General features: G+C 27.4%; 17 protein-coding genes, 1 pseudogene and 1 other annotated feature. Of the genes and pseudogenes, 16 read left to right on the plus strand and 2 right to left on the minus strand.

The window, feature by feature from the left end; genetic code table 11:
• Nucleotides 1-16: 16 nt before the first annotated feature.
• Nucleotides 17-490, plus strand: a complete 474-nt coding sequence (locus HH195_RS02320) for a nucleoside deaminase (RefSeq protein WP_058992843.1) — start codon at nt 17-19, stop codon at nt 488-490.
• A gap of 110 nt (nt 491-600) precedes the next feature.
• Here the strand turns inward: HH195_RS02320 and leuS are convergent, their stop codons facing one another.
• On the minus strand, nt 601-3051 hold the full coding sequence (leuS, locus tag HH195_RS02325; RefSeq protein ID WP_196371435.1) for a leucine--tRNA ligase: 2451 nt from the start codon (nt 3049-3051) through the stop codon (nt 601-603).
• 51 nt (nt 3052-3102) lie between these two features.
• Nucleotides 3103-3318 (minus strand) — a binding site (T-box leader).
• Between the two features lie 118 nt (nt 3319-3436).
• On the opposite strand from leuS, the gene HH195_RS02330 reads away from it, so the two are divergent.
• From HH195_RS02330 to HH195_RS02400, 15 genes and pseudogenes are all read left to right on the plus strand, one after another.
• Complete coding sequence (locus tag HH195_RS02330) at nt 3437-4027, plus strand: IS3 family transposase (RefSeq protein WP_196371436.1); 591 nt, start codon at nt 3437-3439, stop codon at nt 4025-4027.
• 226 nt (nt 4028-4253) lie between these two features.
• Complete coding sequence (locus HH195_RS02335; RefSeq protein WP_196371437.1) at nt 4254-5402, plus strand: IS3 family transposase; 1149 nt, start codon at nt 4254-4256, stop codon at nt 5400-5402.
• A gap of 18 nt (nt 5403-5420) precedes the next feature.
• Nucleotides 5421-5921: a hypothetical protein gene (locus HH195_RS02340; RefSeq protein WP_196371438.1), complete on the plus strand. Its 501-nt coding sequence runs from the start codon at nt 5421-5423 to the stop codon at nt 5919-5921.
• A gap of 551 nt (nt 5922-6472) precedes the next feature.
• The gene (locus tag HH195_RS02345; protein WP_196371439.1) at nt 6473-8086 is read left to right on the plus strand and encodes a glycoside hydrolase family 16 protein; all 1614 of its coding nucleotides are present in this window, start codon (nt 6473-6475) and stop codon (nt 8084-8086) included.
• Nucleotides 8087-8101: 15 nt separating this feature from the next.
• A complete protein-coding gene (locus HH195_RS02350) occupies nt 8102-8326 on the plus strand; it encodes a hypothetical protein (RefSeq protein WP_196371440.1) in 225 nt (74 codons plus the stop codon).
• 115 nt (nt 8327-8441) lie between these two features.
• On the plus strand, nt 8442-8672 hold the full coding sequence (locus tag HH195_RS02355) for a hypothetical protein (protein ID WP_195924068.1): 231 nt from the start codon (nt 8442-8444) through the stop codon (nt 8670-8672).
• Nucleotides 8673-8822: 150 nt separating this feature from the next.
• Nucleotides 8823-10400, plus strand: a complete 1578-nt coding sequence (locus tag HH195_RS02360; RefSeq protein WP_196371441.1) for a catalase — start codon at nt 8823-8825, stop codon at nt 10398-10400.
• 141 nt (nt 10401-10541) lie between these two features.
• Complete coding sequence (locus HH195_RS02365; protein ID WP_256437752.1) at nt 10542-10826, plus strand: hypothetical protein; 285 nt, start codon at nt 10542-10544, stop codon at nt 10824-10826.
• Nucleotides 10816-11289 carry an ABC transporter substrate-binding protein gene (locus HH195_RS02370; RefSeq protein WP_196371442.1) on the plus strand — a complete coding sequence of 158 codons (474 nt, stop codon included), beginning with the start codon at nt 10816-10818 and terminating at the stop codon, nt 11287-11289. Before HH195_RS02365 ends, HH195_RS02370 begins: the two co-directional genes overlap by 11 nt.
• A gap of 100 nt (nt 11290-11389) precedes the next feature.
• Nucleotides 11390-12301: pseudogene (locus HH195_RS02375) on the plus strand (FecCD family ABC transporter permease).
• A 16-nt stretch (nt 12302-12317) separates the two neighbouring features.
• Complete coding sequence (locus HH195_RS02380; protein WP_196371443.1) at nt 12318-12512, plus strand: ATP-binding cassette domain-containing protein; 195 nt, start codon at nt 12318-12320, stop codon at nt 12510-12512.
• Nucleotides 12513-12517: 5 nt separating this feature from the next.
• Nucleotides 12518-12730 (plus strand): hypothetical protein, encoded by a 213-nt coding sequence (locus HH195_RS02385; protein ID WP_196371444.1) that lies wholly within the window; start codon nt 12518-12520, stop codon nt 12728-12730.
• Nucleotides 12731-12755: 25 nt separating this feature from the next.
• Nucleotides 12756-13262, plus strand: coding sequence for a nitrogenase component 1 (locus tag HH195_RS12620; RefSeq protein WP_196371445.1), 507 nt, complete (start codon nt 12756-12758; stop codon nt 13260-13262).
• Nucleotides 13223-13792: a nitrogenase component 1 gene (locus HH195_RS12625; protein ID WP_196371446.1), complete on the plus strand. Its 570-nt coding sequence runs from the start codon at nt 13223-13225 to the stop codon at nt 13790-13792. Before HH195_RS12620 ends, HH195_RS12625 begins: the two co-directional genes overlap by 40 nt.
• Nucleotides 13789-14088, plus strand: coding sequence for a hypothetical protein (locus HH195_RS02400; RefSeq protein WP_196371447.1), 300 nt, complete (start codon nt 13789-13791; stop codon nt 14086-14088). The genes HH195_RS12625 and HH195_RS02400 overlap by 4 nt, the downstream gene beginning before the upstream one ends.
• Before the next feature lie 93 nt (nt 14089-14181).
• On the opposite strand, the gene HH195_RS02405 is transcribed toward HH195_RS02400, so the two are convergent.
• Nucleotides 14182-15936, minus strand: a complete 1755-nt coding sequence (locus tag HH195_RS02405) for a 1-deoxy-D-xylulose-5-phosphate synthase (RefSeq protein WP_196371448.1) — start codon at nt 15934-15936, stop codon at nt 14182-14184.
• Between the last annotated feature and the right edge of the window lie 169 nt (nt 15937-16105).

A 16105-nucleotide genomic window follows, 5' to 3' on the forward strand; every position in this document is an offset into this window, starting at 1 on the left:
AGGAGAGATGGAAATTATGAATAAAAATGAAATAATGAAATTATGTGTTGAAAGTTGTATTGATGGAATGAAAAATCATGAGGGAGGCCCTTTTGGTTGTGCTATAGTAAAGGATGGAGAAGTTATAGCTGTTGCTCATAATACTGTAATTAAAACAAACGATCCAACAGCTCATGGAGAGGTAAATGCTATAAGAGAAGCCTGTAAAAAGTTAAATACTTTTGATTTATCAGGGTGTGAGCTATATACAACTTCTGAACCATGTCCCATGTGCATGTCAGCTATAATATGGGCTAATATATCAAAAGTATATTATGGGTGTACTGTACAAGATGCGAGGGATATAGGATTTAGGGATGAGCATATATTAAATTTCCTTAAAAATGATTGTAATGATAAAAAAATATTAGATTTAGAAGCTATTGATAAAACGGAGGCTTTAAAAGCCTTTGAGTTTTGGAAAAATGATGTTTCAAAGACAAATTATTAGAATTTATTAAGTTTTCTTTTATAGAATTATTTTTAGTGATTTTATAGCAAAATAAGCGAAGAATTTTTTAATCTTCGCTTATTTTAAGTTTATTAGAAATATTATTAGCTCTATTTTACAACTATATTAACAAGTCTTCCCTTGATAACAATGACTTTAACTACAATTTTGTCACCAATACTTGCTTTTATTTTTTCATCAGCAAGAGAGGCGGATTTTATGCCTTCTTCATCTAAAGAAGATGCAACCATTATTTTATTTTTAATTTTTCCGTTAATTTGTATAGCTATTTCAACTTCATCTTTAACTAAAGCTTTTTCATCAAATACAGGGTAGCCTTCATTAAATACTGAATCTACATTTCCAAGAAGATTCCATTGTTCCTCAGAGAAATGTGGTGCAAATGGGGCTAAAAGTTTTATATAGTCTTCACAAGTTTCTTTTAAGAAATTTAAGTTTTTAGTGTCTTCTTGAATATATTTATGAAGAGCATTTAATAGTTCCATCATTCTAGCTATAGCAGTGTTAAATTGAAGTCTATCTGTGTCGGAAGTAACAGACTTTATAGTATTATGTCTCCAAAAATTAAGTTCTTTTTCTGCAGAATCTAATGAATTTTTGTTGTTTTTATTAGAGCTTATAGCTTCTCTAGCAGAATCTAAAGTTCTTTCAATTCTTTCAACAAATCTATTTACAGATTTTATTCCATCATCACTCCAAGCACCGCCTTCAACATATCCAAATCCAAACATTAGATACATTCTAAATACGTCAGCACCATATTCTTTTATATAATCATCAGGAGATATTGTATTTCCTTTAGATTTACTCATTTTAAGCCCATCTGGTCCTAAGATTAAACCTTGGTGAGTTAATGATTTAAATGGTTCATCAAAGTTTAAATATCCCATATCTCTTAATGCTTTAGTTATAAATCTAGCATATAAAAGATGCATACAAGCATGTTCAGGACCACCAACATATTTATCAACAGGAAGCATTTTATTTATAATATCAGGATTAAATGGTGCATCTGTATTTTTGTTATCCGGGTATCTTAAATAGTACCAAGAAGAACAAACAAATGTATCTAAAGTGTCAGTTTCTCTTTTTGCTGGTTTTCCACAATGAGGACAAGTTGTATTTACAAAGCTTTCAGATTTTGAAAGTGGTGATTTTCCATCAGGAGTAAATTCAACATCATAAGGAAGTTCAACTGGCAACTGATTTTCAGGAACAGGAACTATTCCGCAATCTTCACAGTAAACAACAGGAATTGGAGCTCCCCAATATCTTTGTCTTGAAACTAACCAATCTCTTAATCTATAATTAACCTTTTGTTCACCTAAGTTATTTTCAGCTAATTTTTCAACTATTTTAACTTTAGCTTCAGATGTAGTTAATCCATCAAATTCTCCAGAGTTAACTAAAATTCCATGTTCACAATATGGAAGTTCTTCTTCACCCTTTTTAGAATTTATTACTCTATTAATTGGAAGATTAAATTTTGTAGCAAAAGCAAAATCACGTTCATCATGAGCAGGAACTGCCATAACTGCACCAGTACCATAAGTTGCTAGAACATAATCTCCAACCCATATTGGAACTTCTTTTCCGTTTAGAGGATGAATAGCATAAGCACCACTAAACACTCCTGTTTTTTCTCTAGAAATTGATTGTCTCTCTATATCAGATTGCTTTTTAGCTTCTTCTTTATAGTTTTCAACAGCTTCTCTTTGAGCATCTGTAACTATTTTATCAACTAATGGATTTTCAGGTGCTAAAACAACATAGCTAACTCCAAGAAGTGTATCCACTCTTGTAGTAAATACATTAAAATCAAGGTCTGAATCTTTTATTTTAAAGTTAACTTCTGCACCAGTTGATTTTCCAATCCAATGCTTTTGCATAGCAACAGTTTTTTCTGGCCAATCTAATCCATCTAGTTTTTCTAAAAGTTCATCAGCATAATCTGTTATTTTAAAGAACCATTGAGTTAAATCTTTTTTAGTAACTTCAGTTGAACATCTTTCACAAGTACCATCTGCCAAAACTTGTTCATTAGCTAAAACTGTATTACAAGAAGGGCACCAATTTACTGGAGCTTTTTTTCTATATGCTAATCCTTTTTCATAAAGTTTTAAGAATAACCATTGAGTCCATTTATAGTAGTCTGGCATACAAGTTACAACTTCATTATCCCAGTTAAACATTGCGCCCATAGATTTTAGTTGTGTTTCCATAGTTTTTATATTTTTAACTGTTGAATCTTGTGGATGTATTCCAGTTTTTATAGCAAAGTTTTCAGCTGGAAGACCAAAGGCATCAAACCCCATTGGTTGGAAAACATTATATCCCTTCATTCTTTTAAATCTAGCCCAAGAATCTACTGGTCCATAATTAAACCAATGACCTGCATGAAGTTGGCTACCTGATGGATAAGAGAACATTTCTAAAACATAAAGTTTTTCCTTATCGCTATTTGGATTAAATTTATATAAATCTTTTTCTTCCCATATTTTTTGCCACTTTTTATCTATGGCAGTACTGTAATTTCCCATTAAAGTTCCTCCTTTTTATTTAAATATAAAAAAACCTTCCATCTCTAAACTTGAAGAGACGAAAGGATAATTTCGCGGTACCACTCTACTTAGAAAGATAAAATGTCTTTCTCACTTTAATTATCTGATAACGAAGATAAAACGTATATGCTTTTAACATATATTGCTCCTAGGCAAGTTCATAAAAAGACAAATACTATGTTGCACCAAATTCATAGCTCTCTAAAATTTAATCTTTGAATTACTACTCCTACTCAAAGCTAATATTGTATAAAATATTATATAGTATTTATAAATCCCAAGTCAACAATAAAATATAAAATGTTATAATTGTAGAAAAACATAGAAAGTGAAATTATAATAGAGAATTAGGGTGGTGGTAATTGTGGCAAATAGAAAATATTCTGAAGAGTTTAAAAAAAATATAGTTAAGTTATATAAAAATGGAAATAGTGTGAAAAAAATAAGTGAGAATTATAATATTCCAAAATCAAATATAATTGCATGGAGCAAGAAATTCCAAGAAATACAAATAAACAATAAAGAAAATATAACGGTAAAAGAAATAATTGACTTAAAGAAAGAATTACAAAAGCTTATAGAAGAGAATAGTATTTTAATAGATTTAGATGATATTTATGAAAAAAAAGATATAGAAAGGAAGGTAAAGTTTATAAGTGACAATAAAGAAGATTATAATATAAAAAGTCTTTGTGATATGTTAAATATAAGTGTTAGCACTTATTATAATTATTTAGCAAATAAAATGTTAGATAAGAGTAATAAAGAAAAATGGATAAATCAAATAGTAAAAGAGGTTTATATGGAAAATAAAGGGATATATGGTGTTAATAAAATGTATTTCGCATTAAGAAAAAAAGGTGTACATATAGGTAAGAAAAGAGTTCAAAAGATAATGAGAGAGTTAAGATTATACCCAATTACACTAAAAAAACATAGCAATGTAACTATGTAACTTTGTTATATTTAAGTCAAAAATATTTGATATAAAAAATATTTGATATAAAAAATAATATTTTTTATTGATATACATACACTAGGAAAATTCAATAGATAAATAACGATGAAAAGGGTATTTGAAAGGATTTAAATAACTTTTATGATAAGATGAATTTGTAGACACGATAATATAAACTAATTTAAAATAAAATTAATAATAAAAATAATGGAGTGTCTAAGCAATGCGGGGCAAAAGGTATACAAAATGTGAGAAAGAACAAATAATAGCATTATATAATGCAGGGGTATCCTTAATTAAACTTAGCAAACGTTATAAGATTGAAGTACAAACATTAAGACTTTGGGTAAAAAGGTTTAGGAGAATTAAACTAAATAAAAGTGAAGTAATTACAATAGCTGAAATTAATAGATTGAAGGAAAATATAATTCTAGAAAAAAGAAAGAATAAAATATTAAAAAAAGCTCATGAGCACATTTTAAATAATAAACATATTAATAAAAAAAAAATCAAATTTATAAATAAAAATAAAACGGTATACTCTATAAAAACCATGTGTAGAATACTTAATATAAATAGAAGTACGTTTTATAAAAATATTAATAGAAAACAAACAAAGAGAGAAAAACAAAATAAAATATTAGAGAAAACAATATATAATATTTGTGGAAAAAATAAAAAGAAGTATGCAGTAATAGAGATAAAAAATATATTATCTAAAAAAGGATATAATATAAGCTTAAAAAAAGTTAAAAAATTTATCGAGAAAATGAAACTTTATTTGTACAAGAGAAAAACATATAAATATTCTAGAAAAAAGTGTTATAATAAAGAATTTCCTAATATATTAAATAGAAATTTTAAAACTAATAATATAAATGAGAAGTGGTTAGGGGATATAACATATATTTATATAAAAAATAGAGGATGGTGTTATTTGGCTTCAGTCTTGGAATTACATACAAGAAAAATAATAGGATATAGTATAGGAAAAAATATGACTACAGATTTAGCGATAAAATCTTTAGAAAGAGCTTGTAGAGGTAAAAAGTCTTTAAATGGATTAATATTTCATAGTGATTTAGGAAGTCAATATACAAGCCATAAATTTAAAGAATATTGCGATAAGATGGGAATAATACAGTCGTATAGTAAAAAAGGTTGCCCTTATGATAACGCTCCCATGGAAGCTTTTCATTCAATTTTAAAAAAAGAAGAGGTTTATTTAAAAAATTATAGTACTTTTAGAGAAGTGTGTATGAACTTATATAAATTTATAGAAAATTGGTACAATAAAAAAAGAATACATTCATCAATAAATTATATGACACCACATGAACTTGAGAATTTGATAAAAAGTAATAACTGTTAATTTATGGAGGAATTGAAGATGGCAAAAAATATGTGTAATGTAAAAGCGTGTGAAATGGTTTTAAAGTATTATGGAGAAGAGTATTTTTTAGTACAAGCAGAAAAAAAACTTCAAGAGTTGAGTAAATGCATATATGAAAGAGAAATAGATGAATTCATAGAAAAAATGGTTGATGTAGAAATATGTTTATACATATTGAAGCAAATGAGATTTTTTGATGAAAAAAAATATAAAAAATTAAAAAATTATAAGATTAAGAGAAATTTAGAAATAATAAATTTTGAAATGAAAAAGAAGAGAAATAAGATAATACAAAAGAGGGATTTGGGTAAACTAAAGGTAGGGGAAAAAATAATATTACAACCTTTAATAGAGGATTATGAAAATGAAAAGGGTAAGATGGTAACGATATTAAATAAAAAAATTTATAATAAATATACATGTATTACAGTTGAAGGGGAAAAGAATGTGTGGACTTTACCAGATGATATGGAAATATGTAATTTTTATAGAGTATAATAAAAATTACCTATAAAAGATAATTTTGATATAAATAAAGGAGTATGGCTAAATTTTAGATATGCTCTTTTATATAATTTAATTATAAAAAAATATAAAAATATGCTTGACTATTGTCGATGAATGGTGTATTATAAAAACATGGAAAGCAAATCAGTATAGAACGTTCAAATACTAAAATTTTAAAACATTTCGATTATTAAATAATAAATTCTTAAAAATTTCACGGAAATCAATTAAAGATATTTCTAATACTATTTTAAATTATTAATATAATTAAAATTTCTTTTTGTTAGTTTAATTGGTCTAAAATTAGATTCAATGAGATTAATGTCTAAATTTATAAAATTTCTTAAGAGAATTCCCGATTAATTTAAATGGATATTGTAGTTTTAAAACATAATTAAATAATGGTCTGTTTTAAAAATCAAGTCAGAAATAAGCTTTTCTAAAAAAGTAGGATCTTACTAATTCAATTAATTCATTGATGCATCAAATCTAAATAAAATAAATCCCAAATAAAAATTACAAATAACAAGGAGTGTATAAAAATGATAATATCAACAAAATTAAATAATGGTGAAAGCATTGAATTAGAAGTAGGAGTATTAGATGATTCTATTTTAACTAATATAGAAAATTCTATGAAATCACAAGGTTATGAAGGTCCCGTGTATGGATTTGAAATTGAAGGATTAGAAAGTTTAACAGATAATACTATAGAAGTTTCAGCAACATTAGAAGGAAATAGTAAATTTTTAAATCAAAATGTAAAAGTATATAGCTTTGATAAAGTAGCTAGTACATTTAAATGTATAGGTGTAGCAAATGTAAACCAAGATTATAATATAACTTTTAATATAAAGGCATGTGGTGTATTCTTTATAGCACTTTTAAATGCACCAATTTATGACACGAATGCTATGACATTAAGTTTTAGTGATAGTTTTGATTATGAAGGAGTACCAAACAGTGAAGTTTGGGGTTATGATATTGGAAATAATGATGGATGGGGAAATGGAGAACTTGAATATTATACTAATAGTTTAGATAATGTATCAGTAAAAGATGGAGAATTATCAATAACAGTTAAAAATCAAGTTATGGATGGATTTAATTATACATCAGGAAGACTTAAGAGTTTGAAATCATGGACTTATGGTAAGTTTGAAGTAAGTGCAAAACTTCCAAAGGGCGAAGGACTTTGGCCAGCTATATGGCTTTTACCAACAGATGATTGTTATGGGGCATGGCCAAATAGTGGTGAGATAGATGTTATGGAATGTACAGGAAAAACTCAAAATTATATACATGGTTCACTTCAAACAGAAGCTAGAAACTTTAAAGCTGCAGCTGGAGATCAAACAGCTCAAATAGAAATATTAGATGATTACAGTGAATTTCATACTTATGGATTAGTGTGGACTCCAGAATATATTACAATTCTTGTAGATGGAATAGAGTATTTTAAATCACAAAGAGATTTAGCACAACCTTTAGATACTAAAGAATTTCCTTTTGTTCAAGCATTCCATCTTATGTTAAATGTAGCTGTTGGTGGCTCAATGGGAGGAAGCACAATAGACACATCAGCACTTCCACAATCAATGGTTATAAATTCTATAAAGGTTTATGATTTAGGATTAGAAAACTTTTCTTTAAATGCAAATCCAGTAAGCACATATGTTACACCAGTATCAGATAGTCAAGTAGTTCTACAATCAGATTTTCAAAATTTAGATGTTATAGGATGTCAAAGTTATATAGATACACCAACAGCTAGTGCAAATGTTATATTTAATACAGAAACAAAAACAATGGATACTATAATAGATAATGCAGGAGATGCAAATTGGAATATTCAACTATATTATTCTGATTTAACTTTAGAAGGTGGACAAGAATATACTTACAATGTAACTTTAACATCAACAATAGATAGAATAGTATATGTTGGAATACAAGATACAAGTGTAGGAAGCCCTTATTTCTTAAATGAGCAAAAGCTTACAGCTAATGAAAAAACAGTTATAAGTGGTGTATATACACAAAAACAAACAGTTAATGATGATATAAGTATAATAGTTTATATGGGTTCAGCTCAAGGAACTTTAGAACCTCATACAATATCAGTAAGTAGTATATCAATTGAGAAAAAAGATTAAGCGTAGGTGTTAATTATGGATGAGCTAACAGAATATGTATATAGACAGGAAGATAAATTGCAAGAATATGAAGATAAATTAAGTAATTTGTATGTTGAAAACTTAAAAATAAATGAAAAGGTAAATAGGCTTACTGAAAAAATCCAAAGCATATTTGCAGTTTTAAGGTGGATGTCTGTGACAGGACTAGGAGCTGCTTTAAGTTTAATTATCTTCATAATAGAAATTCATATAAAGTAAATTTAAGCTTTGTTGATTTTAGATAAATTTTATCTAAAATCAACAATAAATATATAAACGTAAAAAGAAAAGTAAACAGTAATAGAATTTATAGTTTATTAAAGGAGAGATTTTTATGAATTTACAACTTATTAATTTAATAATTACATCATCTATAATGGCAATTTTAATTATTTTGAATAGTTTGCATATCGGTATTACAAGGAAAGGATTGAAAAAAATAAATGGAGTTTTAAAAGATATAATATTAGATTGTAGTAAAGCAGCAAAAGAGATTCCAGCTAATAATAGTATTGTTTCTTTAATAGAAAATGGTATAGATGATTTAGAAAATATCATTAAATAAAAAAATAAATTTAAAGGTAAATTAATTAAAAATTAATTTGCCTTTAAAATATTTTTATTATTACTATAATGTAGATTTATTAAATTTATTAACAATTTTTAACTTGAAAATATATAATATAAGTAAATGAATTTTTAGGAAAGAATAGTTATGGGAAGTAAAAATAAGTCAAAGAAGAATTTAAGTAGGAACAAAGAAAATAAAGATATAGAAGAATATGATGTTGTAAATAAAGAAAATGAAGATATAAATAATGATTGCTGTACATCATATTTAACAACTAATACAGGTTCTTTAGTTTCTAATGATACTAATTCAGAAACTGTTGGCTCAAATGGACCTGTACTTATTCAAGACGTTCATTTAATAGATAAGATGGCTCATTTTGATAGAGAAAGAATTCCAGAAAGAGTAGTTCATGCAAAAGGTGCAGGAGCACATGGATATTTTGAAGTTTATAGATGCATGGAAGAATATACTTGTGCCGATTTTTTACAAGTACCTAAAGCAAAAATACCTGTTTTTGTTAGATTTTCAACAGTTATAGGCTCTAAGGGGTCAGCAGATACTGTAAGGGATCCTAGAGGGTTTGCAGTAAAATTTTATACAAGTGAAGGAAATTATGATATAGTTGGAAATGATATTCCAGTATTTTTTATAAGAGATTCAATAAAATTTCCAGATGTGATACATTCGCTTAAACCTTCTCCAGATACTAATTTAAAAGATGTAAGCAGATTTTGGGATTTTATTTCAAATAGTCCAGAAGCAATGCATATGATAACATGGCTTTATTCAGATAGGGGAACTATAAAAAGTTATAGGCATATAGATGGATTTGGTGTAAATACTTATGTTTGGGTAAATTCTAGGGGAAAAAGAAGGTATGTGAAATACCATTGGAAGACAATGCAAGGTGTAGAAACTATAGATAGACATGAAGCTGAGATACTTGCAGGTTTAGACCCAGATATTGCAGTTAGAGATTTACACGAAGCGATAGAATGTGGTAAATATCCTAAATATGAACTTTATGTTCAACTTATGGATATAGAAGAAGCTGAAAATTTACCATTTAATCCTTTAGATGATACTAAAACTTGGCCAGAAGATAGGTTTCCTTTAAAAAGAGTTGGTATGATGACTTTAAATAAAAATCCGGAAAATTTTTTCGCTGAAGTTGAACAGTCTGCATTTTGTCCAGCGAATATAGTAAGAGGTATAGAATTTTCAGACGATAAAATGCTTCAAGGAAGAATATTTTCATATTCAGATACTCAAAGATATAGATTAGGTATAAATTTCACTCAACTTCCAATAAATAAAGCAAAATGTCCAGTAGATAATAATAACCAAGATGGCTTAATGAGATATGATTACAAAAAAGGAAGTGTAAATTATAAACCCAATTCACTAAATGGAAATAAGCCAATAGAAGCACCAGAAGAAAGAGTTGAATGTGTTTATGTAGAGGGAAATATAACTAAAGAATCTATAAAGAAGACTGATGATTTTACTCAAGCTGGTGAAAGATACAGAGGGCTTAATGAAAATGAAAAAACTGCTTTAGTAGATAATATATTATCAGAGCTTTGGCAAGTGCCAGAAAAAATTCAAAGAAAGCTGATAGAATATTTTACAAGATGTGATGAGGAATTTGGAGATAGAATAGCTGAAGGTTTAAATTTAAAAAGTAAAAAATCTATAAATAAGTATAAATTTAAATAATAATACAATGAAATAATTTATTAATACAAAATAGTTAGTATATAAAACATTATTTATATTACTAACTATTTTTTTATTTATATTTTTAATTATTAACTATTTATAATATAAAAAATTACAATTAGAAATAAAAATAAAAAAATTGATGTTTATGGTAAATATGGAATTGAAAAATCTACAACAGTATCAAATTTATCAGCTGCTATATCAAATATAGCCATATTGGCAAGTATGTCAGTATTAGCAATAGGATGTGGAAGTGATAATAATCGTACTAAAGAAGTAAATAATACTGTAGGAGAAGTTCAGGAATTAAAGATAGCATCTGGAACAGTAGCTGCAACACAAGTTATGGATAAATTAGAAATGGAGTTAGTTGGAGTATCTCAAATAAGTACTGAATTACCAAAAAGATATGAGGGCTAACGCAATAACGCAAATAGGGCAAGCATTTTCACCTAATTTAGAAGTTGTAGTTTCATTAGAAAGCGATTTATTAGTTCTTGATAGTAATTTTAAAGAAAAATTAGATGAGCAAGTTAAACAATATGGAATAAATACTTTTTATTTTAACACAACTACCTTTGAAAATTTTAAAAATAGTATATTAGAATTTGGTGAATTAGGCAATAAGGAAAGTAAAGCAAAGGAATTAACTGAAGATTTACAATCTTCTGTGGATGAGGTTTTACAAAAAGCAAATAATAATAATATTAAAGTTGCAATAGTTTTTGGAAAAGGTGAGAGCTATATGTTAGCTACTGATAAATCTTATGTTGGAGATTTATTAAATTCTATTGGAATTTTTAATATAACAGATGAATTGGAGGCAGATTCAGCTTATGTAAACTTTAGTATGGAACAAGTTTTAGACATTAATTCAGATTAATAATAATGGAGAGTAACAAAAATATGCTACTTAAGAAAAAGGTGGACAAAGTTTTAAAGAAAAAATTAGTAATAATAAAAAGGTAGCAATTATTTGCGTAATGAGCGTAATTTTAATACTGTTTATATTTATTTTTTCAACTGTTGGAAGTGTAAATTTAAGTTTTAATGAAATAATTTTAGCTCTGATAAAAAATGATAATAAGGTGGTTATAACAATTGTTTATCATATGAGATTGCCAAGGAATATATTAGCTGTTTTAGTTGGAGCAAGTTTAGCTGTATCAGGATGTCTTTTACAAGCAGTAATAAAAAATCCATTAGCAGATCCAGGAATAACTGGGGTATCTTCAGGGGCTAATGTTTTTGCAATATTTATACTTTTGTTATTTCCTAAATATACTGTAATATTGCCTATGATAGCTTTTTAGGAGGAGTATTTGCGTGTATATTAGTATATTTAATGGCGTGGAAGAATGGATTAAATCCAATGAGAGTTGTTTTAGCAGGTGTTGCTATAAATTCAATACTTGGAGGAGCTATATCATTGTTAACTACAATGTATAGCGATAGAATACAAAGTGCTTTGTGGAAGTCTTGCATCAAAAACATGGAATGACATTAAAATAATTGCAATTTATTCATTAATAGGACTTATATTGTCTTTATTTTGTATAAGAGGAGCAAATGTATTAAGTCTAGGTGATGATACTGCGATTAACTTGGGATTTAATGTGGCAAAAACAAGAATTATATTATCCGCTATATCTGTATTTTTGGCTGGAACTTGTACGGCAATTGTTGGAGTGATAAGTTTTGTAGGATTAATAGTTCCTCATATAGGAAGAATGATAATTGCTTCGAATCGCAAATATTTAATACCATTTTCTATGGTATTGGGAGGTGGTGTTTTGCTTATAGCAGATACAATATCAAGAACGATACTAGGGGATAACTTCCTGTTGGAGTTGTTATGTCTATACTTGGTGGACCATTTTTCTTGTATCTTTTAAAAAGGGGAGAAAAATAGTGATAAGTGTAAATAATTTAAATTCAGGTTATGAAAATAAAGAAATAATAAAGAATTTATCAGTAAATATAAAAGAAGGAGAAATAGTTTCTATAATAGGTCCTAATGGGTCTGGGAAATCTACTCTATTAAAATCTTTAGGAAAATTTTTAAGAAAAAATAGTGGAGAGGTATTTATAGATAAAAAAACGTAGATATTATGAAGATTAGTGATATAGCAAAAATAATGTCTACACTCTCACAACATAATTCTTCTCCAGATGATATAAAGGTTAGGGATTTAGTTTATTATGGGAGAATACCTCATAAAAGATGGTATGAGATGAAGAATGAAGAGGATGAAGAAATAGTTAATAATAAGGAGCCTGTAAGCAATAAACTTCATATATATCCTTTAGAAGTTTCTTATTAATAAAATGATGAAAGGTGTAATAATTTTGAATTGTAGTTTAAGTGTTTTAAATAAATTAAAAGATATTAAAGAGGACAAGGATATTAAAGCGTTAAGTTCAGCTATTTTCCCACGTACACATTGTCCACTATTTGGAGTTGCATTAACTGCGTCCTGTGTTAAAGATATGGCTATGTTAGTTGTTGGAACAAGTGAATGTAGTTATTATACTAAGGTTTTTAGTAATAATAGACAAAAAGGACTGGATAAGGTTTATTCTCTTGTAATGAAAGAAAAAGAAGTGGTTTTTGGGGCTTATGAGCAAGTAAAAATGGCAATAGAACATATTATAGAATATGAAAAACCTTCGGGAATAATGGTTGTAACAACTTGTGTACCAGAATTAATAGGAGAAGATTATAAAGATTTAGAGAGTAGTGAAAATAATTTTGGAATACCTATATTTGTTGTACAAACAGAGCATTATAAATGTAGTAGTCATATTGTAATATTATGCAAAAGCAAGATGATTTGGATGGGGTTAATATATTAGGACATAGACAAGGTGGCATTGAGAATACAGAACTTTTTAAAGTATTAACTTCTAAAGGTATTAAAGTGAATGTTATAATACCATCAAAGTGTACGATAGAAACAATAAAAACAGCACCTAAAACTAAGTTAAATATAGTTACTGATATGATAGCTTTAGAATTAGCTGAAAATATGAAGAAAAATTTTGATATTCCTTATGTATTTTTTGATAAAAATATGGAGAAAAAAATAATAAATAATAATTATAAAATGATAAGTGAATTGTTAAGTATAGATTTAATTAAACATTTAGAGAGTATGGAAAAAGAATATGATGAGTGTTTAGAAAAAATTAAAAAAATTACTTTTGGAAAGTCTTTTATATATGGGAATACTCCTATGATGCCTTGTGAAACTTCATCTTTTTTAATTGATTTAGGGATGATACTAAAACTTATTCAATTAAGGGAATTATATAATGTAGATTTAAAGTGGAAAAAGTATATAGTAGATAAAGGATATAATCCGTATGTAACAAGGAATTTATGAAAGAATTAAATTTTAATGTTCATAGAGCTGAAATTATTCATAATTGCAAAGTAGATGATGAAGGCGTAATTGTAGATAGCGGAGAATTAAACAGATTAAAATATTTAGAAAATGAAACACTAGCTATGTTATTAGCAGATGGTGGAACTTTAAAGATGAAACATAAAAGTAGTCTTGATATACAAATAAATAATCCTAATTTTGAAGAGGTAAAGCTAAATCCATATCATACATTTATTGGTTTTAGAGGAACTATATATTTTATAGAAAAAATATTATCGATTAAAGAAGTTTAATTGAATATAAAAATAATAGAGTAGGTTATACTTTTACCTACTCTATAAATATTTTAATGTTTATGCTTATAACATTTAAAATCTGTTTTTTTATTAATGAACAGATTTTTTAATATAAGCAGTTAATTGTTCTACGGACATTCCATTTTCAGCTAATAATTCATCTGCTTTAAAGTCTGTATGGAAAGCTTTTGAGATTCCATAGTTCTTTACTTTTATATCCATGTCACCATAGAATGAAGCTATTGTTTGACCATAACCACCAATTAATTCTCCATCTTCTAAGGTGATGATTAATTGATGGTTTTCTTTTAATTCGGTTAATAATTCTTCATCTAATCCTGTTAAGAATTTAGGATTAACTACAGTAATTTCAAGACCTGTTTCTTCTTTTACTTTTTTTGCAGTTTCTAATGCCATTGGTAACATAACACCTACAGCAAAGATTGCAACTTTAGAACCTTTAATTTCTACTTTATTTTTATTATATATAGAATAATCTGTTGTATCTTCTATTCCAGATTGTGTAAATACAGCTGGTATTCTAATTGCAACAGGATGTTCTTTTTGTGTTGTTGCAAATTTAAACATTTGTTGATATTCTTCTTTGCTTGTTGGAGCAAGGTAAATAAGGTTTGGAATATGAGCAAACATTTGAATATCACATAATGCAATATGAGTATTTGTATTCATACCATATACACCTGATAATAGTACTAGCATAGTTGCAGGGTTATCGTTTAGGCAAAGGTCATGAGATATTTGATCATAAGTTCTTTGGAAGAATGGAGCAAATGTACCAAATACAGCTGTACCACCATTTTTAGCAATACCGCTACTCATAGCAACTGCATTTTCCTCTGCAATTCCGACATCTATAAATTGCCCTCTTTTAACATATTCTTCTCTAACACCTTTTACAAATCCAAGTCCCATAGGTGTTCCAGCATTTAATACTACAGCTTTATCGTTGGTGTCAAGCAGTTGTTTTAGAGATTCAAATACTGTTGGATCAAGATTGAAGCCAGCACCTTTTGATGAACCGTCTTCTATGTTAAATGGGCCTCCAGCATGCCATAACTCACGGTTTGCTTCTGCATATGAAAGTCCCTTACCTTTTATAGTATGAATATGAAGAACAACAGGATGATCAATTCCTTTTACGCTTTCAAAAAGTTCTATTAATTTTTCTATATTGTGTCCATCATCTAAATATTTATATTCTAAACCAAAGGCTTTAAACATATTGTGGTTACTTTCACCATTATTTTCTCTTAATTCTTTTAATGTTTTATAGATACCACCATGGTTTTCAGCTATGCTTTGGTCGTTATCGTTAACTATAATAATTAAATTATTTTTATATTCTCCAGCATAATCAAGTGCTTCTAAAGCCTCACCACCTGAAAGTGAACCATCACCAATGATTGCAATAACATTTTCATTAGTTTTTTTCAAATCTCTACCTTTTGCAAGACCTAAAGCAAGAGATACAGACGTTGAAGTGTGTCCTATTGTAAATAAATCATGTTCACTTTCTAATGGATTTGTATAACCAGTTACATCACCAAAATGATTTGAATCCATAAATGCTTGTTTTCTTCCAGTAAGAATTTTGTGAGGGTAAGATTGGTGAGATACATCAAATACTATCTTATCTTTTGGTGAATCAAATACATAGTGCATAGCAATAGTTAATTCTACTACTCCAAGATTAGGTCCGCTGTGTCCACCAACATTACTTATTTTATTAATTAGAGCGTTTCTAGTTTCGTCTGCTAATGTTTGAAGTTGTTCTTTTTTTAATTTTTTAATATCTTCTGGACCATTAATTTTTTCTAAATACATATCTTTTCCTCCAATTTATAAATATTTTGAAAAATTTATTTTTATCATAAATTTTTAATCTAAATACATTTGGTATAACTTTGTTTACCTAGTATTTTAGTATGAAGTTTTATTGCCTTATTTATTCTTTTATGTTAAAGTTACTTCAACATCGTAACTTAAATTTATT

The sequence above is a fragment of the Candidatus Sarcina troglodytae genome (assembly GCF_015708635.1).
GTDB classification, from domain to species: Bacteria; Bacillota; Clostridia; order Clostridiales; family Clostridiaceae; genus Sarcina; species Sarcina ventriculi.